This is a genomic window from Lactiplantibacillus daowaiensis, from assembly GCF_005405085.1.
Taxonomy (GTDB): domain Bacteria; phylum Bacillota; class Bacilli; order Lactobacillales; family Lactobacillaceae; genus Lactiplantibacillus; species Lactiplantibacillus daowaiensis.
The window spans coordinates 1-18,528 of the sequence record NZ_BJDJ01000024.1; the positions used below are offsets into that span (position 1 = coordinate 1).

Here is an 18,528-nt window from a genome sequence, read left to right on the forward strand (position 1 = left end):
ACGACGACGTTACTCCAAATTAACCAGCGACCGCTTAAAATACTCGACTGGCAAACACCGTATCAGGTTATGCTGACCAATTTGTCCAAAAATTCGGATTAAATTTGCAATCTACCATGTAAGCTTATTTTTTATGCGTTAAAGTTGCCGGCAAAACGTATGTTCGTGTATAATGTATCAATAGCATGAATTTTGAAAGTAGGTGACCAGGATGGCACAATCGATTATTGAAGCGCCAATTAACATTGATACTAGTCGAAAGATTATCCACGTTGATATGGATGCCTTTTATGCGTCAATCGAAGAACGTGAACATCCGGCCTACAAAACCCAACCGTTAGTGGTGGCCCATGACCCCCGCCAAACTGGCGGGCGTGGGGTCGTCACGACGGCTAATTATGTGGCGCGTCAATACGGGGTACATTCAGCGATGCCAGCCCAAAAGGCGTTAGAGCTTTGTCCGAAGGCTGTGTTTAAGACGCCTGACTTTCCGTTATATCGGCAAGTTTCAGCGCAGATTCATGAGATTTTTCATGAATATACGGATAAGATTGAACCGATTGCGTTTGATGAAGCTTATTTAGATATCACTGACAATAAGCCCCATATCCATAGTGCGGTACAATTGGCGCACCAACTGCAACAAGAAATTTGGCAAAAGACACAATTGACGTGTTCGACTGGTATCTCGTATAACAAGTTTATCGCCAAGTTGGCCTCTGATTACCGCAAGCCAGCGGGTGTCACGATTGTGTTGCCACAAGATGCGGAAGCTTTTTTATGGCGAGAACCGATTGAAAAGTTTCGTGGGGTCGGGAAGAAGACCGTACCGAAGATGCATGACCTCGGCATTATGACCGGGCAAGACTTATATCAACAAACCGAAATGGATTTGATGCAGCATTTTGGTAAATTAGGCTATATTTTGTATCGGCGGGTGCGGGGCAGTGATGACCGCCCAGTCGAATACTTGCGCGAACGAAAGTCGATCGGTAAAGAACGCACCTTTGGGCCGTTTCTACAAACCACGACTGAAGTTAATGCGCATTTAAAACAGTTAGCGCAACTGGTCAGTGAAACGATGCAATCACATCAACGGCATGGCAAAACGTTGGTCTTAAAATTACGCTATGGCGACTTTGTAACGATTACCAAACGCCAGACGTTTACTGAGTTCTTGCCAAATGATGCGGCGACATTTGAACAGTATGCCGAAGAAATTTTTGAAGAAGTCGTCGATCAACATTTTGATTCAGGGATTCGGTTGTTAGGGATTACGTTAACCGGCTTGGCCCCGTTAGCATTTGAAAATCTGACCTTGCCGTTATATCCGGGGGAAACTTAACCGACGAATTAATTTGGCGCTGGCGCTATTGTTCGGTATACTAAAGTACTATGGCAGTTTTAAGCCATCAGCAAATCTTGAACACACAGGAAGGACTATTATGACCGTCCAAACAGAAATTCTAACTTTAATTAAACAAGCAAAAACAATTATTATTCATCGGCACCAACGTCCTGATCCCGATGCGATTGGGAGCCAATTGGGGTTAGCTGATATTATCAAGACTAGTTTTCCGGACAAGCGGGTCCTCGCTCCGGGAAAACAATATCATGGTTTTGACTGGCTAGGCCAAATGGATACCGTCACAGAAGCTGATTATCAAGATGCCTTAGTGTTGGTCTTAGATACGGCCAATCAACCACGGGTCGATGGGGAGTTCTACAATACTGGTAAGCAACTCGTTAAAATCGATCATCATCCAAATGATGATGCTTTTGGTGATCCACAATGGGTGGATGTCGATGCTTCTAGTACGAGTGAATTAGTTTACCAATTTTATGCCGCTAGTAAGGATGAATTGACCTTAACGCCAAATGCCGCGCGGTTATTGTATGCCGGGATCGTCGGCGATACTGGGCGGTTCTTATATGATGCGACTAAGCCAAGTACCATGCGTGCAGCGGCGGCTTTGATGGAAGCTGGCGCCGATGCAACGGCGGTTAACCGTATTGAAGATACGATTACCTTACCCGTTGCCCGGTTATCGGCATATGTTTACGAACATTTGACACAATTAGATTCTGGTGCCGCTTATGTTATTTTGACGAATGACATCATGGACTCGTTTGAAATTGGTGATGCTAGTACCGCTGGGGTCGTACCACTACCTGGTCGCATTGATACCGTGCAATCGTGGGCCATTTTCGTCCAACAAAAAGAAGGCGACTACCGAATTCGGCTACGTTCTAAAGGCCCATCGATCAATGGTGTGGCTAAGTTACATGGCGGTGGTGGCCACCCCTTAGCTAGTGGGGCCAAGGCCAAAGACCAAGCCGAAATTGAAACGGTCGTTCGTGAGCTCGACCAAGTTGACCGTGACTATCAGAAAGAGGTTTAAAGATGACCGCAAGTTTTAATGATTTTAAGTTACAACCATTCTTAATGCAGGCGTTGACCGAAATCAACTTCCGCAAACCAACCGCTGTTCAAGAAAAATTGATCCCCGTGATTGCAGCTGGTCGCAGTGTGATTGGCCAATCAGCAACTGGGAGTGGGAAGACGCATACGTTCTTGTTGCCGATTATTAATCAGTTGAATGCTGATGAACGCCGTGTACAAGTCGTCATTACAACGCCAAGTCGTGAATTGGCTTACCAAATTCAAAAAGCAGCGAAACAGTTGATCCAGCATAGTCCCAAAGCATTACACATTGGGTTATACGTTGGTGGGACTGATAAGCAAGAACAAATTAACAAGTTAAATCGCCATCAACCCCAATTAATTATTGGGACGCCAGGTCGAATCTTAGATTTGATTCGATCACAAGCGCTAGACGTGCATACGGCAACGAAGTTAGTGGTCGATGAAGCGGATATGACGCTTGATTTAGGGTTCTTAAATGTGGTTGACCAAATCGCTGGACGGATGCCAGCTGAGTTACAAATGTTAGTCTTCTCGGCAACGATGCCACAAAAGTTAACGCCATTTTTGAAGAAATACATGAATAATCCCGTGATGGAAGAAATCCCAGTTGAATCAGTGATTAGTCCAACCATTGATAACTGGTTGATCTCAACCAAGAGTCATGATCGCAATAGCATTATTTATCGGCTATTAACGATTGGCGAACCTTATTTGGTCTTGGTCTTCGCTAATACGAAGGAACGGGTTCAAGAAATTGCCCGCTACTTGAAACAACAAGGGCTAACCGTGGCCATGATTCATGGGGATATTCAACCACGTGAACGGAAACGGGTCATGCGTGATGTCCAAAACTTGAAGTATCAATTCGTCGTAGCCACTGATTTAGCTGCACGAGGGATTGATATTGAAGGCGTCTCACATGTTATCAATGATGACATTCCAAATGACTTGGAATTCTTCATCCATCGGGTTGGCCGGACTGGCCGTAATGGGATGCCAGGAACGGCGATCACCCTTTACAGTCCTGGGGAAGAAGAAAAAGTCAGTGCCGTTGAAGCGATGGGGATTAAGTTCAAGCCAAAGGCGATTCGCGATGGCGAAATCGTTGACTCTTACGACCGGAACCGCCGGGCTAACCGGGGTCACCATCAAGACAAACTTGATCCAACGTTGATTGGCTATGTTAAAAAGTCCAAAAAGAAGATCAAACCAGGTTACAAACGGCGTATTCGGACGAAGATTGCGGATAAAGCGCGGATGGATCGCCGGATTGAACAACGGGCTGCTGCACGTAAGGCCCGGAAAGACCGGAAATCCTAGGCACTTAGTTGACAAGCTGCCGCAAGTTTTCTATACTTTGCAGAGTAAGGACATATTCGATTGGACATATCTGTTTAGAAACGCTTTGGTTGCTGGAAAAAGTGCGGTGTCAATCGAGTGCTACCGAATAACCAATGACTGGCTAACCAGTCCGTGTCTCAGCGTTAATGAGCTCAAGAGGTAAACGAACACATCGTTGCAAGTAAAGTGGTACCGCGTTAACAGCGTCTTTACTAGCAACGGTGTTTTTTTGCCTAAAAATTGGAATAACGAGAAAGGGTGCCAAGTTTAAATGAAGAAATTAAGCAGTAGTGAAATTCGGCAAATGTATTTAGACTTTTTCCATGAAAAAGGTCATACCATTGTGCCAAGTGCATCGTTAGTCCCACATGATGATCCAACGTTGTTATGGATCAACTCTGGGGTTGCCACCATGAAGAAGTATTTTGATGGGTCAGTTGTACCCGATAATCCACGGATGACAAGCTCACAAAAGAGTATTCGGACCAACGATATTGAAAATGTCGGTCGGACTGCTCGGCACCATACGTTATTTGAAATGCTTGGGAACTTCTCGGTTGGTGATTATTTCAAAAAAGAAGCCATCAGTTGGGCCTGGGAATTATTAACGTCACCTAAGTGGTTTGGTTGGGATCCAGAAAAGCTTTATATGACGGTTTATCCTAAAGATACTGATGCTGCTAAGTTCTGGGAAGAAACTGGGGTTAAGCCCGATCATATCGTCAAAGTTGAAGATAACTTCTGGGATATCGGTCAAGGGCCTTCTGGTCCCGATTCGGAAATTTTTTACGATCGTGGTGAAGCATTCAACAATTTAGCTGATGACGATCCTGAAAACTATCCTGGTGGCGAAAATGAACGGTATTTGGAAGTTTGGAATATTGTGTTCTCACAATTTAACCATACGCCCGAAGACACGTATGAACCATTACCACGTAAAAACATTGATACGGGGATGGGCTTAGAACGGGTCGTGTCAATTTTCCAAGATGCGCCAACTAACTTTGAAACTGATTTATTCTTGCCAATTATTCGTAAGACCGAAGCCCTTAGTGACGGCAAACATTATGGTGACAATGCTCAAGATGATGTCTCATTTAAAGTAATCGCCGACCATGCACGGGCAATCACGTTTGCCATCAGTGATGGCGCCTTACCTTCAAATGAAGGCCGGGGCTATGTGATTCGCCGGTTGATTCGCCGGGCAATCTTACATGGTCAAAAGTTAGGCTTGAAAGAAGCTTTCTTAGACCAATTAGTGCCAATTGTGGGCGAAATCATGCAATCGCATTATCCAGATGTGTTGAAGAATGCGGATTACATTGAAAAAATCGTGAGCTCTGAAGAAAGTCGCTTCAATGAAACCTTGAACGATGGCTTAAGCTTATTGAACCAATTGATTGCTGATACGAAAAAAGCTGGTCAAGATACGTTGCCTGGTGTGGACGCCTTCAAGTTATACGATACGTACGGCTTCCCATTTGAGTTGACTAAAGAATATGCTGGTGATGAAGGCTTAAATGTCGACGAAGCTGGTTTTGAAGTTGAAATGAAGGCGCAACGTGATCGGGCCCGGAATGCACGGAGTAGTGCAAAATCAATGGGTGTACAACGTAGTTTGCTGATTGATATCAAAACACCAAGTGACTACGTGGGCTATGATGAATTAACGGATGTCCATGGCGACTTGAAAGACATTATCGTTGATGAACAATTAGTCGACGAAGTGACGAGTGGTACTGCTGAAATGATCTTCAGCAAGACGCCATTTTACGCTGAAATGGGTGGTCAAGTGGCTGACCGTGGGGTGATTTTAGATGCTGATGGTCAAACTGTGGCTAAAGTAACGGACGTCCAAAATGCCCCTAATAAGCAACATCTGCATACGGTCGAAGTCTTAAAGCCAATGCATAAAGATGCCACTTATACGTTGAATGTCGACTTAGCATTCCATGCGAAAGTTGAAAAGAATCATACCGCGACTCACTTGTTAGACCAAGCGTTACGCGACGTTTTAGGCGAGCATACCCAACAAGCCGGTTCATTAGTGGAACCTGGCTACTTGCGGTTTGACTTTACCCACTTTGGTCAAGTGACCGATGCAGAATTGGCTAAAGTTGAACAAATCGTTAACGATAAGATTTGGGCTGCCTTACCCGTTAGTGCGATTCAAACTGACCAGGAAACGGGTCATAAGATGGGTGCCATTGCGGTCTTCACGCAAAAGTATGGTAAAATCGTGCGGGTCGTGTCAATTGGAGATTACTCGATTGAATTTGATGGTGGGACACACGTTAAGAACAGTAGCGAACTTGGCTTGTTCAAGATTGTTTCTGAAGCTGGGGTCGGTGCCGGTGTTCGGCGGATCGAAGCAGTCACATCGAAGGAAGCCTTTGAACTCTTATCCAATGAAGAAACTTGGTTGAAGACGATTGCGGCACAAGTCAAGGCACCAAAATTGGCTGATACAACTGAACGGGTGAGTCAATTACAAGCTGACTTAAAAGCGGCGCAACAAAAAGCGGCTAGCTTAGAAAGCAAGTTGGCTAATCAACAAGCTGACGCAGTCTTTGAACAAGTTGATGACATTAATGGGACAACGTTAATTGCTCAAGCGGTGCAAGTTTCAGGGATGGATCAATTACGGCAATTAGCCGATACTTGGAAGACTAAGGCTTACTCAGATGTCTTAGTTTTAGGTGCGGTTGTTGGCGAAAAAGTAAACTTATTGGTTGCTGTTAGTGATGATAAAGTCAAAGTCGGCTTAAAAGCTGGTGACTTGATCAAAGCCATTGCCCCACAAGTTGGTGGTGGCGGTGGTGGTCGTCCAACCTTAGCGCAAGCCGGTGGGAAGAAGCCAGCCGGGTTACCAGCTGCTTTGAAAGCGGCCCATACTTGGTTGAGTGAACAGTAATTAAGACCCAGCTAGCTTTATTACGAATGTGTTACATCAGAATGGATTGATTGTACTTCATATAAGCATTTAGTAGAATAGACTAGAAGCGGAAACTAGCGGGAGGTGCTTTATTATGAGTACGTTAGACAAAACCATGTATTTTGACTTCGATAATGATAACGTTAAGGATGTGCACGACACTTTGACGACCGTCTATGAAGCGTTACAAGAAAAGGGCTACAACCCGATTAACCAGATTGTGGGTTACTTACTATCTGGTGATCCGGCTTATATCCCGCGTTTAAAGGATGCTCGCAATTTAATTCGTAAGCACCAACGTGATGAAATTATCGAAGAGCTTGTCAAGTCTTACTTGAAGGCAGATAAGGATGTTAATGCATGAAGTTAATGGGGTTGGATGTTGGTTCCAGAACAGTCGGTGTTGCGATTAGTGACGCCTTTGGTTGGACCGCTCAAGGTGTTGAAATTATTCGGATCAATGAAGATGAGGAAGTCTTTGGTTTGGACCGGGTCGCCGAGTTAATTAAAGAACTCGATGCAGGCGGGTTTGTCCTAGGTTTACCTAAGAATATGAACAATACCTTGGGACCACGAGCAGAAGCCGCACAACGTTACGGTGAGATGCTGACGGAACGGTTCCACTTACCCATTGACTTTGAAGATGAACGTCTGACGACGGTTGAGGCCGAACGGATGTTAGTTGAAGAAGCAAATACGTCCCGAAAGAAACGTAAAAAAGTGATCGATAAGTTAGCGGCAAGCTTGATCTTGCAAAACTACTTGGATCGCCATGGGAAACTTACACAAGAATAGCGAGGAACTGACATGAGTCAAAACAAAAACAGTAAAGATGACGTTATCACCTTAGTTGATGAAGACGGCAACGAAACCTTATTTAACATTTTATTCACGTTCGATTCTGAAGACTTCGGTCATTCATACATTTTAATTTATCCAGCCGATGCACCAGCTGATGAAGAAGTAGACATCCAAGCCTACATCTTTGATCCAGATGATGGTGACAACGGTGAATTGAAATTAATCGAATCCGATGAAGAATGGGATATGGTTGAACAAGTTTTGAATACTTTCCTAGCCGATGATGGTGGGATGCAATAAGCTTTGAACTTGTGAATGAGCGTGGTTAATCAGTAATGATTAATCACGCTTTTTTTGTGCGCCCGTTTAAATAAATTAACTAATAAAAATAACAAATTATTTATTATTTATGCTAAGCTAATTAGAGAATGAAAAAGGAAGCGCCTTAGTAAAGAATCACACGATTCAATTGGGGGAACGGGTGTCAAGAGGTGTAGTTCGTGAGATTTAAAAGACAACGTCGCTTACGACGTGGTGCGCGCTGGGTTATCGGCGTTGCCATTGTTTGTGTCGTTGGTGGCGGGGGCTTATGGTGGTGGAATAACACCTTAAGCCACGCTAGTCAGACGGTAAAACCCAAGGTCACTAAAACAGCGGTATCGACTAAACCGACTAAAAAAGTGACTAAGCCTAAAGTTGTGCCACTCAAGACTAGACTTGAACGGCAGTGGCAAACAACGACTGCTGCCACGAAGTCTAAAGTCGCAGTGGCGGTCTATGACCCTAGTACCAAGCACACGTATCAGTATTCAAATCGAACGGCCACGACGACTTATGTCGGTGCTAGTACGGTCAAAGTTGGGATCTTAGTGCAATTACTGCATCAACGTGATCAAGGGGTCTTAAGTTTATCAGCTAACGATGAAGCTGAAGCGACCCAGATGATCGAACAAAGCGATAATGATGCGGCTGATTTTTTGTTGTTCCATCGCCTTGGCGGGAGCGCAGCGTTGACAAGCCTGTATCAAAGTCTCGGTATGACGCATAGTCACGCGGCACCAGTTTACTGGGGCCTAACGACGACAATAGCGACGGATCAATTGCAATTATTGAAAGTTATTTTTACACCTAATCATTATTTGTCAAAAGCGTCGCGGGCTTATGCGCAGAAGTTAATGAATAATATCGCAACTGATCAAGCCTGGGGTGTTTCAAAAGGTGCTGCTAGTTATCAATTGAAGAATGGTTGGCTGGATGCCGATGATAACGGTCATTGGGCGGTTAATAGTGTTGGTCGGGTGGTTGAAAAGACGGGTAAACAGGGTTATTTAATGTCGATTTATACGAATAATAACACCGATGAAGCTAGTGGGATTACGCTAGTTAATAAGATTGCCCAAGCAACGAATCGTGAATTAGCCAAATAATTTACGGGTAACGACATTAGGTTTAGGTCGTTAGTAGTGGTCATGGCGAAACTGATATTTTAGTCATTATGATTAGGGTATCAGTTGCCATGACTTTTTTAGTGGGCACTATCATTAAGTTGAACGCCGAACTTTTTCAATGTGTTGTTTTTGCAGCAAAGCATCGATTTTAATGGCTTTTAGGCAATTAGTCCCCAAAAGTCGCATAAACCCTGTCAACATGCTAAAATATTAACTGTTATCGAAAAGGAGCTGAACGGATCATGGCAGCCAGCAAACGCCGCTTTAAAGCGGAAATCGATGGGCACGACTATACCATTATCGGGAGTGCCTCCGATCGTCACATGCAAACTGTGACTAAAATGATGAACGATCAAATTACGGCATTAAAAAAATTATCGCCAAACTTAACCAGCGAACAAATTGCAATATTGCTGGCGTTTAACGCGATTTCAGATCAAGTGGATAAACAAGCGGAACTTTTAAAGATGCAAGCCAATGATGCTGAAGCTTAAGCATCATTTTTTTTGCACTAGCAGTTCCAGCCAATTAGGGGAGGTTTAGCTTTGAATCCCAAAGTCTTAACGACATTAGAATATCAACAAGTGAAACAGCAACTGGCACCATACTTAGTGTCAGCCGCTGGTCAAAAAGAATTAGCAGAATTACAACCAATGGCCGATGTTAAAAAGGTCCAATTTGCCTTGGATGAAACCAATGACGGTGCTGAAGTGTATCGGCTCAAGGGTGGAATTCCAATTGCACGCCTCGCAGATATTACACCGCATATGAAGCGGCTTGAAATTGGGGCGACTTTAAATGGGAGCGAATTGGGTCAAGTCGGCCGGGTCTTACGGACGACCCGAGCGATTACGCGGTTCTTTGAAGAACTTTTAGAAGAAGCACCTGAAAATGACATTCGCCATTTATTTGATGAAGTGCAAACGTTAGTGACCTTGCCAGCTGTTACGAAACAATTAACAACGGCCATTGAAGGTGATGGTCACATTACGGATGATGCTTCACCAGAATTAAGTAGCATTCGAAACCACATCAGCAAGACGGAAGGCGAGATTCGGTCACGGATGGAGCGCTATACCCGTGGTAGAGAAGCCAAGTATTTAAGTGATCCCATCATTACGATTCGTAACGATCGCTATGTTATTCCGGTAAAAGCCGAAAATCGGGGCCGCTTTGGTGGTATCGTGCATGACCAAAGTGCCAGTGGGCAAACGTTATTTATTGAACCACAAGCTGTCATGGCTTTGAATGACCGGTTACGGCAAAATCAAGTGGCTGAAAAACAAGAAGAACAACGGATCTTAGAAGAACTGTCAAATCTAATTGCGCCTTATCGCGATGAGATTTTGCAAAATGCTGCGATCTTAGGGCACTTTGATTTTGTTAATGCCAAAGCCCGTTATGCGCATGACATGAAAGGCACGGAGCCAGCCGTTTCAACGCAAAATGAAGTCTTTTTACGGCAAGCGCGGCATCCATTGATTGATCCTAAAAAAGTCGTCGCGAACGATATTACGCTGGGGACTGATTATCAAGCGATTGTGATTACTGGGCCGAACACTGGTGGGAAGACCATCACGTTAAAAACGCTGGGATTACTGCAATTGATGGGGCAATCCGGGCTATTTATTCCGGTTGACGAAGGTAGTCGTATTGGTATTTATAATGAAATTTTTGCTGATATCGGTGATGAACAATCAATCGAACAAAATTTGAGTACGTTCTCGTCACATATGGAAAACATCGAAAGTTTCTTAAAACAAATCGATGACCATAGTTTAGTGTTGGTCGATGAATTGGGTGCTGGGACTGACCCACAAGAAGGGGCCGCCTTAGCGATTGCGATTTTAGATGCAATTGGTGCGCAAGGCACCCAAGTGGTGGCCACGACGCATTATCCAGAACTTAAAGCGTACGGCTTTAATCGACCAGACACGATTAATGCCAGCATGGAATTTGATGAAGCCACTTTGAAGCCGACGTATCGGTTGCTAGTTGGCATCCCTGGTCGGAGTAATGCCTTAGACATTGCCCAACGTTTGGGAATTCCACAGTCGATCGTTGATCAAGCGTGGTCGTTGACAGATACAGATAGTCAAGATTTGAATGCAATGATTGCCGACTTAGTTGCTAAACGTAAACAAGTTGAAGATGCGCAATTGCATTTAACAGCGGAGTTAGATGATTCTGAAAAGCTGCATAAACAATTGAAGAGTGAATTCAATGCGTACCAACAACGGAAAGATCAATTAATTGAAGATGCGCAAGTCCAAGCTAATGCGATTGTTGAAAAGAGTAAGACGAAGGCTGATGCAATCATTAGTGACTTACGCAAGAAACAATTGGCAACGGGGGCTAATGTTAAAGAAAATGAATTAATTGACGCCAAGGGTGCCTTAAACGCGTTGGAACAGCAACCTAAGCTTAAAAAGAACCGGGTTTTGCGCCGAGCCAAAGCGAAGCAGGACTTCCATGAAGGCGATGATGTCTTAGTGAAGTCTTATGGACAACGTGGTGTCTTGGTCCAGAAGATGGGGAACCACGCTTGGGAAGTGCAATTGGGCATTTTAAAGATGAAAATCGACGAAGCTGATATGGAACGCACCCAACCGGAAGCTGAGCCGAAGCGCGCGCGGGCAACGGTTCAAAGTGCTAATGCCAGTCATGTTTCCCCAAACCTAGATTTACGTGGCGTGCGGTATGAAGATGCCATGACTCAAGTGGACCGTTACGTTGATGCGGCGTTATTAGCGGGCTACCCATCCGTTACAATTGTGCACGGAAAAGGGACTGGGGCGCTACGACAAGGCATTACCGATTACTTGAAGACCAATCGGCAAGTGAAGTCGTTCCACTTTGCGGCACCGAACCATGGTGGCAATGGTGCAACGGAAGTTGAATTTAAATAGCGCTTTTCAGTTTACGACAGCAGTGGCGTTCGGTAGAATTAAATTGTAGGCAAACTAAAAAGTTGTGCTTTAGCAATAACCTGATATACTTACTATTAGTAAATGGTTTAAAAATTAAGGAGGCCGATCAATATGGTCGTAGCAACTACTGATAAGACGTTTGAAAGCGATACTGCCAAGGGTGTCACCTTGACTGATTTTTGGGCAACATGGTGTGGTCCTTGTCGGATGCAATCACCAGTCGTTGAACAATTAGACGGTGAAATGGGTGACCAAGTGACGTTTAATAAGATGGATGTTGATGCCAACCCTGAAACTGCCAGCAGTTTTGGCATTATGAGTATCCCAACTTTATTAGTTAAAAAAGACGGTGAAGTGGTTGATACTTTGGTAGGCTACCATTCAAAAGAACAAATCAAAAAGACCTTAGATCAATATTTAGCTGATTAAGGTAAACGAAAAGCGATCCCAATTGGGGTCGCTTTTTTTAAGCATTAGGTTCAGGTTCATCATCCACATCAACTTGTGGTCGTATGATTTCAATTGGTGTTTCAGGGTCGTGGTTCGTTAGCGCTTGTTTATGGTCAACGGTGACAGCCATTTGGATTTTTAAGCGCTTCGTCGCGGTAATTTTAGCCTCACTGACACAATTGAAGCGTTGTGCAGCTTGTTCTGCTAAAAAGCCTGTTTCCAACATATAGTCTGGTTGTTTGATCGCGGCATTTCGACGCGCAACTGGTTCACCGTTTAGTTCGTAAGTTAACAAATCATTGCTTTCACTCGTAACTTCGAGATGTCCCCAGCCAGCTTGTTCAAAGAAGGTGACTAGATCGGCATTACTCGCGACGGGGAATTGGCGAGCCAAGTCTTTACCGGCCCAGTAGAGGATACCACTACTATCATCACCTAATAGGTTAGGTAGTAAAGCATCGCGTAAGATTTCAACGCTTAAAACGGAAGATTTGACCGCATTAGCTGCAAATTGAGAATAAAAGGCGTTCGTCATGATAGTTCCTTTCCAATGTATAATCGCAGCGTCACTGCCGCTTAATACTCATTATTATACCTTGTTTCGGCGCTACTGCGGAACTTTTTCCCATTTGAACCAAAATTTAACTAATTTTCTACTATTTCCCGTCGCTTGAAATCAGTTTCAAAAAAGGCGATAATTAAGATTCAGAATTAAGTGAACGGAGCGGTTAAATATGTCAGATGAACATGCAATTGGTTTCATGGATTCTGGGGTGGGTGGCTTAACGGTGGTCAAGCAAGCCATTAAGCAACTCCCGCGCGAGACAGTGACGTTTATTGGTGACCAAGCACGGTTGCCATATGGACCGCGACCCAGTGCGCAAGTACGTGATTTTAGTTGGCAAATGGCGAACTATTTATTGAAACAAGACATTAAGATGTTAGTAATTGCTTGTAATACGGCGACGGCAGCGGCACTACCAGACTTACGTCAAAAGTTGAAGATCCCAGTGATTGGGGTGATTTCACCGGGTTCAAGAGCGGCGATTAAGGCGTCTAAAAATCATCGTATCGGGGTCATTGCCACGGAAGGCACGATTAAAAGTAATGCTTATCGTGACGCTATTTTAGCGAAGTATCCTGATGCTGAAGTCTTTTCACTCGCTTGTCCAAAGTTTGTCCCGCTAGTAGAGTCCAATGAATATCGGTCAACCGTTGCTAAACGGGTGGTGGCCGAATCTTTACAACCATTGAAAACAACTGGAATCGATACGTTAGTCCTCGGTTGTACACATTATCCGTTGCTGCGGCCGTTGATCCAAAACGTGGTCGGGCCGAATGTGACCTTGATTGATTCCGGCGCTGAAACGGTCAATGGCGTCTCATTTATGTTGGATTATATGGATATTGCTAATACGAGTGCCACAAAGCGTTATCCAGATCAGTTTAGTACGACGGGCTCGGCCACGGCGTTTGCAACGATTGCCCGTGATTGGCTCGATCAACCAGCTTTTGAAGCGACTCATATTACATTAGGCGGTGAATTGGCATGACAAAACCACAAACATTAATTATTGCAACGAACAATCCAGGCAAGGCACGGGAATTTGCCGAGATGTTTGAAACGTATGACATTACGATTAAGACGTTGGCTGATTTTCCTGATATCCCAGATATTGTTGAAAATGGCATCACGTTTGAAGAAAATGCGACGACTAAGGCCGAAACAGTCGTCAAAGCAACTGGCTTGCCAGCGATTGCGGATGATTCCGGCTTAATGGTCGATGCGTTACATGGTGATCCTGGTGTTTTATCGGCCCGCTATGCTGGTGACCATAATGATGCGGCGAACAATGCGAAGCTATTGGCCAACTTAGGGGGTGTCCCTGAAGCCAAGCGGACGGCGACATTCCATACTACTTTGGTGGCATTAAAACCAAATGGTCAGAAGTTAGTGGTCGATGGTGAGTTAAACGGACGCATTTTGATTGCCCCACGGGGTGAGAATGGGTTTGGTTATGACCCCTTGTTTTGGTCAGATCAATTCCAAAAGTCATTGGCACAATTAACGGATGAACAGAAGAATTCAATTAGCCATCGAGGCGCAGCGTTACGGCAATTAATGCCAAAATTTGAAGAATGGTGGGAAGCGTAATGAAGTGTTTAGTCGTAAGTGACAGTCATGGTGACCGACAGATTTTAGTCGATTTATTGGCTGCTTATCAAGGTAAAGTCGATGCCTTTTTCCATTGTGGTGACTCAGAACTTCAAGTTGATGATGACGTCTTTAAAAATATGGCCGTTGTTCAAGGTAACATGGATTTTGATGACCGCTTGCCAGATGAAGTCGTTAAAACGGTTGCTGGTGTTAAGGTCTATATGACACACGGTCATCTGGTTGGGGTCAATTTGTCTTTAGACCATTTATTAGCAAATGCGCAACAACATGGGGCCCAATTAGCCTTCTTTGGTCATACCCATCAATTGGGTGTTGAACGGCATGCCGGCACACTAATCTTAAATCCGGGAAGTATCAGCTATCCCCGAGGTGAATTTACACGCATCGGTGGAACGTATGCGATTGTTGAAACGGATGGTCAAACCGTCGATGTGCAATATTACGATCGGCAACAGCAGCCCGTTCCCGAATTGAAATTTCACTTTGAAAACTAAAGAATCCGCAAACCTTGAGCAAAACGACCCCGATTAACACCGCTTTCAGGTAGAATAGGGTTAATGATGTTTGAACGAGGAGGGGATTTTGGGCGATGCTGATAAAACCAGTTGAAGACTTACTGTTGCGCAATGCGGACCATTATTTAATTCCGGCCGATATTGTTGCTAACGTCCAAACTGATAACAATTTGTACCATGCGTTTTTAGTGCTCACGAAGATTAAATATTCAAAAATTCCGGTGCTCGATCATGCTGGCCATTTTGAAGGCTTGGTTTCTTTACCATTGATTACTGAAAAAATGTTGGGGTTTGATCAATTAAACACTGAGATCTTAATGGAATGTCGGGTCAGCGAGGTGATGGAGACCAATATCAAGACGGTGCAACAAGTCGATGATGTTGAAGCCACGTTACATTTAATGATTGACAATCCGTTTGTCCCAGTCGTTGATGCTGACGGGATCTTCAAAGGAATCATTACCAGGCGCGAGTTTATGAAGAGTTTTAACTTCCTAACGCACGAAATTGGGAAACAATATGATATGATTGAGAAGGATTTTTCCAATAGCTAACAAGCTAAATAACTTATGTGGAGGGTGTCTTATGGCAAAATTAGATGCACAATCAATTATTAACTATATTGGTAATGCGAAGAAAAAAACCCCAGTGAAGGTTTACGTGAAAGGTCAACTTGACCAATTAGACGTACCAGCTGAAATCAAAACGTTCTTTAGCGGCAATGCTGGCGTTTTATTCGGTGACTGGGCCGATGTTGAACCATTCTTAAAGGCAAATGCTGATAAGATTGAAGATTCAGAATTAGAAAATGATGCCCGTAATTCGGCTGTTCCTATGACGGATTTGAAGCAATACAATGCGCGGATTGAACCTGGTGCATTTATTCGTGATCAAGTTTTGATTGGTGACAACGCTGTTATCATGATGGGTGCTGTGATTAATATTGGTGCTGAAATTGGTAGTGGTTCGATGATCGATATGGGTGCGGTCCTTGGTGGCCGGGCCTTAGTTGGTAAGAATTGCCACATTGGTGCTGGTGCAGTGTTAGCTGGCGTAGTTGAACCACCTTCGGCTGATCCAGTGCGGATTGACGATGACGTGTTAGTTGGTGCTAATGCAGTGATCGTTGAAGGCGTGCATGTGGGTAAAGGTGCCGTTGTTGGTGCTGGTGCAGTGGTCTTAGATGATGTTGCACCTTACACCGTTGTCGGCGGGACTCCTGCACGCAAGCTTAAAGATATTGACGAAAAGACTAAAGATAAGACCGAATTAATGTCAGCCTTACGTCAACTCTAATCAGGAGGGTTCGTTGATGGCGTTACAAGAAGCGGATTTAATTCCAATTTATCAACATTTACATCAAATTCCTGAATTAGGTTTAGAAGAACATGAAACGCAAGCTTACTTATTAGACTTGATCAGTCAGATGCCGCAAACCTTTTTGACCGTTAAAAAGGTTGCCGCGGTGCCAACGGCGATTTTAGTCAAGGTTAGTGGGCATAAGCATGATTATCGGATCGGTTATCGGACTGATATTGATGGCTTACCGGTCACTGAAGCGACCGGGTTGCCATTTGCGTCTAAACATCCCGGTAAAATGCATGCGTGTGGACATGATATTCATATGTCGGTCGCATTGGGGATTTTAAGTTATTTTGCTGAAAATCAACCAGCAACTGATATGGTCTTTATCTTCCAACCAGCCGAAGAAAATGCTTCGGGTGGGATGCGCCTCTATGAAAGTGGTGCACTGGATGAGTGGATGCCAGATGAAATCTTTGCGTTTCATGATAATCCAGATTTGCCTGCTGGTGCGATCGGTTGTCGCATGGGAACCTTGTTTGCCGGCACGTGTGAAATTCATGCGCATCTAACCGGTAAGAGTGGTCATGCGGCCTTTCCACATAATGCCAATGATATGGTCGTTGCTGGTTCAGCGTTAGTCCAACAACTACAAACAATCGTATCCCGTAATGTGGATCCGATTCAAAGTGGGGTTGTCACGCTAGGTCACTTTACGGCCGGCACGATTGGTAACGTGATTGCTGGGGAAGCTCAGATTGACGGGACGATTCGGGCGTTAACGCAAGACATGAACTTACACATTCAACGCCGGGTGCGGACGATTGTGGAAGGGATTGCTTTGGCCTATGATTGCAATATCGACTTGGATTTGCATCAGGGTGGGTATTATCCGGTTGAAAATAATGATGTCATCACTGCAGACTTCATTGATTACATGCAAGCTGCTGATGATGTGAAATTTATTGAAACTCGGCCAGCCATGACCGGTGAAGACTTCGGTTATTTGATTCACCAAATTCCGGGGACGATGTTTTGGCTCGGGGTGGATAGCCCTTATTCCTTGCATTCTGAACACATGGTACCGCATACCAGTGCAATTATGGCTGCGGTTAATGCGATGACGGGGTTCTTAACGCATCGGAATGCCTTACAAAAATAATGATAAAAAACCTAAAAGCCAGTGCCGTCAATTTGACGACACTGGCTTTTCTGCGTTATTTGGCAGTTGATTGAAAGTTTAACGTTGGTGACGGTAAGTTGATGCCGGCTTGCTTAGCAGCGGTTAAGTAGTCGGCTAGAAAATCACGTTGAATCGTCGCTTGCATCCCATTCTTGACGTAAAATTGTACGCGAAAGACCAAGGTGCCATCTGGTTGGGTCGTAACCCCTTGAATATCGGGATCTCCGATAATATCAGGATATTGGGGAACTAAGTCATGATTAGCTTGCTTGACAGCAGTTGTTAGTTTATCAACTGGGGTACTGGTCGTAATCACTAAGTCGATCAAAACCCGCATATCATTGCGTGATTTATTACTGATGACCATAATCTTGCGATTGGGAATGAAGTTTAGGCTGCCATCGGGACTAGTGACTTGCGTCGTTCGTAAGCCAATCGCCGAAACGGTACCTTCAACTTCATCGATTTTGACATAGTCGCCGACATCGATTTGATCTTCAAGTAAAATGAAGAACCCGGTCACGATATCACTCACAAAGCCCTGGGCCCCTAAACCTAAAGCAACACTAAAAATCCCAGCACTGGCGATTAAAGTGCCTACCGGTACGCCTAAAACGGACAAGACCGCGTAGATGCCAAAAAACATCACGGTATAATGGAAGATATTTAATGATAGTGTGAAAATCGTTGAAATACGATTGGAGGCAGTCACACTCGTATCAGCATTGGTCAAGAAGACGTGTTTTAATAGCCGTTTGCCTAAACGATCAATCACCCAAAATAATAGACAAAAAAAGATAATTTCAAGAATTTTACCACCGAAATTAATGAGCATCTGTTGCCAATCAATTTTAGCGGCTAGTTTCATCCAAACGGAAACTTGTTTAGGTGTGGTGACACCTAAAATAAATGGAAAAGCCATAATTTCACCCTCGTTTTAGTTACTGAATTCTAGTTTAGCAGAAGAATTACCGATAACCAATAGCTGAACGGACCCTAATAGGCATCTCAGTGGG

Annotated in this window: 19 protein-coding genes and 1 pseudogene; 18 read left to right on the top strand and 2 right to left on the bottom strand. The window is 44.2% G+C overall.

Annotated features, from left to right (window positions below):
* The 12 genes and pseudogenes from FFM75_RS12310 to trxA all read left to right on the top strand — a co-directional run.
* A pseudogene (locus tag FFM75_RS12310) lies at positions 1-102 on the top strand (IS30 family transposase); the annotation flags it as partial.
* A gap of 109 nt (positions 103-211) precedes the next feature.
* Entirely contained in the window at positions 212-1,345 is a 1,134-nt protein-coding gene (gene dinB / locus FFM75_RS12315; protein WP_137629465.1) for a DNA polymerase IV, read from the top strand.
* Between the two features lie 100 nt (positions 1,346-1,445).
* On the top strand, positions 1,446-2,402 hold the full coding sequence (locus FFM75_RS12320) for a DHH family phosphoesterase (RefSeq protein WP_137629466.1): 957 nt from the start codon (positions 1,446-1,448) through the stop codon (positions 2,400-2,402).
* A gap of 2 nt (positions 2,403-2,404) precedes the next feature.
* Positions 2,405-3,748: a DEAD/DEAH box helicase gene (locus FFM75_RS12325; protein ID WP_137629467.1), complete on the top strand. Its 1,344-nt coding sequence runs from the start codon at positions 2,405-2,407 to the stop codon at positions 3,746-3,748.
* Positions 3,749-4,040: 292 nt separating this feature from the next.
* On the top strand, positions 4,041-6,683 hold the full coding sequence (alaS, locus tag FFM75_RS12330; RefSeq protein WP_137629468.1) for an alanine--tRNA ligase: 2,643 nt from the start codon (positions 4,041-4,043) through the stop codon (positions 6,681-6,683).
* 115 nt (positions 6,684-6,798) lie between these two features.
* The gene (locus FFM75_RS12335) at positions 6,799-7,068 is read left to right on the top strand and encodes an IreB family regulatory phosphoprotein (RefSeq protein WP_130845706.1); all 270 of its coding nucleotides are present in this window, start codon (positions 6,799-6,801) and stop codon (positions 7,066-7,068) included.
* Complete coding sequence (gene ruvX, locus FFM75_RS12340; protein WP_137629469.1) at positions 7,065-7,499, top strand: Holliday junction resolvase RuvX; 435 nt, start codon at positions 7,065-7,067, stop codon at positions 7,497-7,499. The genes FFM75_RS12335 and ruvX overlap by 4 nt, the downstream gene beginning before the upstream one ends.
* A 12-nt stretch (positions 7,500-7,511) precedes the next feature.
* On the top strand, positions 7,512-7,805 hold the full coding sequence (locus FFM75_RS12345) for a DUF1292 domain-containing protein (protein WP_137629470.1): 294 nt from the start codon (positions 7,512-7,514) through the stop codon (positions 7,803-7,805).
* 200 nt (positions 7,806-8,005) lie between these two features.
* The gene (locus tag FFM75_RS12350; protein ID WP_137629471.1) at positions 8,006-8,932 is read left to right on the top strand and encodes a serine hydrolase; all 927 of its coding nucleotides are present in this window, start codon (positions 8,006-8,008) and stop codon (positions 8,930-8,932) included.
* A 263-nt stretch (positions 8,933-9,195) separates the two neighbouring features.
* Entirely contained in the window at positions 9,196-9,447 is a 252-nt protein-coding gene (gene zapA, locus FFM75_RS12355) for a cell division protein ZapA (protein ID WP_137629472.1), read from the top strand.
* A gap of 51 nt (positions 9,448-9,498) precedes the next feature.
* Entirely contained in the window at positions 9,499-11,862 is a 2,364-nt protein-coding gene (locus FFM75_RS12360) for an endonuclease MutS2 (protein ID WP_137629473.1), read from the top strand.
* A gap of 132 nt (positions 11,863-11,994) precedes the next feature.
* The gene (trxA, locus tag FFM75_RS12365; RefSeq protein ID WP_137629474.1) at positions 11,995-12,312 is read left to right on the top strand and encodes a thioredoxin; all 318 of its coding nucleotides are present in this window, start codon (positions 11,995-11,997) and stop codon (positions 12,310-12,312) included.
* A gap of 37 nt (positions 12,313-12,349) precedes the next feature.
* On the opposite strand, the gene FFM75_RS12370 is transcribed toward trxA, so the two are convergent.
* On the bottom strand, positions 12,350-12,868 hold the full coding sequence (locus FFM75_RS12370) for a YslB family protein (protein WP_137629475.1): 519 nt from the start codon (positions 12,866-12,868) through the stop codon (positions 12,350-12,352).
* Positions 12,869-13,067: 199 nt separating this feature from the next.
* Between FFM75_RS12370 and racE the strand changes: the two genes are divergently transcribed.
* From racE to FFM75_RS12400, 6 genes are all read left to right on the top strand, one after another.
* Positions 13,068-13,886: a glutamate racemase gene (racE, locus tag FFM75_RS12375; protein WP_137629476.1), complete on the top strand. Its 819-nt coding sequence runs from the start codon at positions 13,068-13,070 to the stop codon at positions 13,884-13,886.
* The gene (locus FFM75_RS12380) at positions 13,883-14,488 is read left to right on the top strand and encodes an XTP/dITP diphosphatase (RefSeq protein ID WP_137629477.1); all 606 of its coding nucleotides are present in this window, start codon (positions 13,883-13,885) and stop codon (positions 14,486-14,488) included. The genes racE and FFM75_RS12380 overlap by 4 nt, the downstream gene beginning before the upstream one ends.
* The gene (locus tag FFM75_RS12385) at positions 14,488-15,006 is read left to right on the top strand and encodes a metallophosphoesterase (RefSeq protein ID WP_137629478.1); all 519 of its coding nucleotides are present in this window, start codon (positions 14,488-14,490) and stop codon (positions 15,004-15,006) included. The genes FFM75_RS12380 and FFM75_RS12385 overlap by 1 nt, the downstream gene beginning before the upstream one ends.
* Before the next feature lie 95 nt (positions 15,007-15,101).
* Positions 15,102-15,581, top strand: a complete 480-nt coding sequence (gene cbpB, locus FFM75_RS12390; RefSeq protein WP_137629479.1) for a cyclic-di-AMP-binding protein CbpB — start codon at positions 15,102-15,104, stop codon at positions 15,579-15,581.
* 31 nt (positions 15,582-15,612) lie between these two features.
* On the top strand, positions 15,613-16,323 hold the full coding sequence (dapD, locus tag FFM75_RS12395) for a 2,3,4,5-tetrahydropyridine-2,6-dicarboxylate N-acetyltransferase (RefSeq protein ID WP_137629480.1): 711 nt from the start codon (positions 15,613-15,615) through the stop codon (positions 16,321-16,323).
* 16 nt (positions 16,324-16,339) lie between these two features.
* The gene (locus FFM75_RS12400; protein WP_137629481.1) at positions 16,340-17,491 is read left to right on the top strand and encodes an N-acetyldiaminopimelate deacetylase; all 1,152 of its coding nucleotides are present in this window, start codon (positions 16,340-16,342) and stop codon (positions 17,489-17,491) included.
* A gap of 55 nt (positions 17,492-17,546) precedes the next feature.
* On the opposite strand, the gene FFM75_RS12405 is transcribed toward FFM75_RS12400, so the two are convergent.
* Positions 17,547-18,434, bottom strand: a complete 888-nt coding sequence (locus FFM75_RS12405) for a mechanosensitive ion channel family protein (RefSeq protein ID WP_137629482.1) — start codon at positions 18,432-18,434, stop codon at positions 17,547-17,549.
* Positions 18,435-18,528 lie beyond the last annotated feature (94 nt).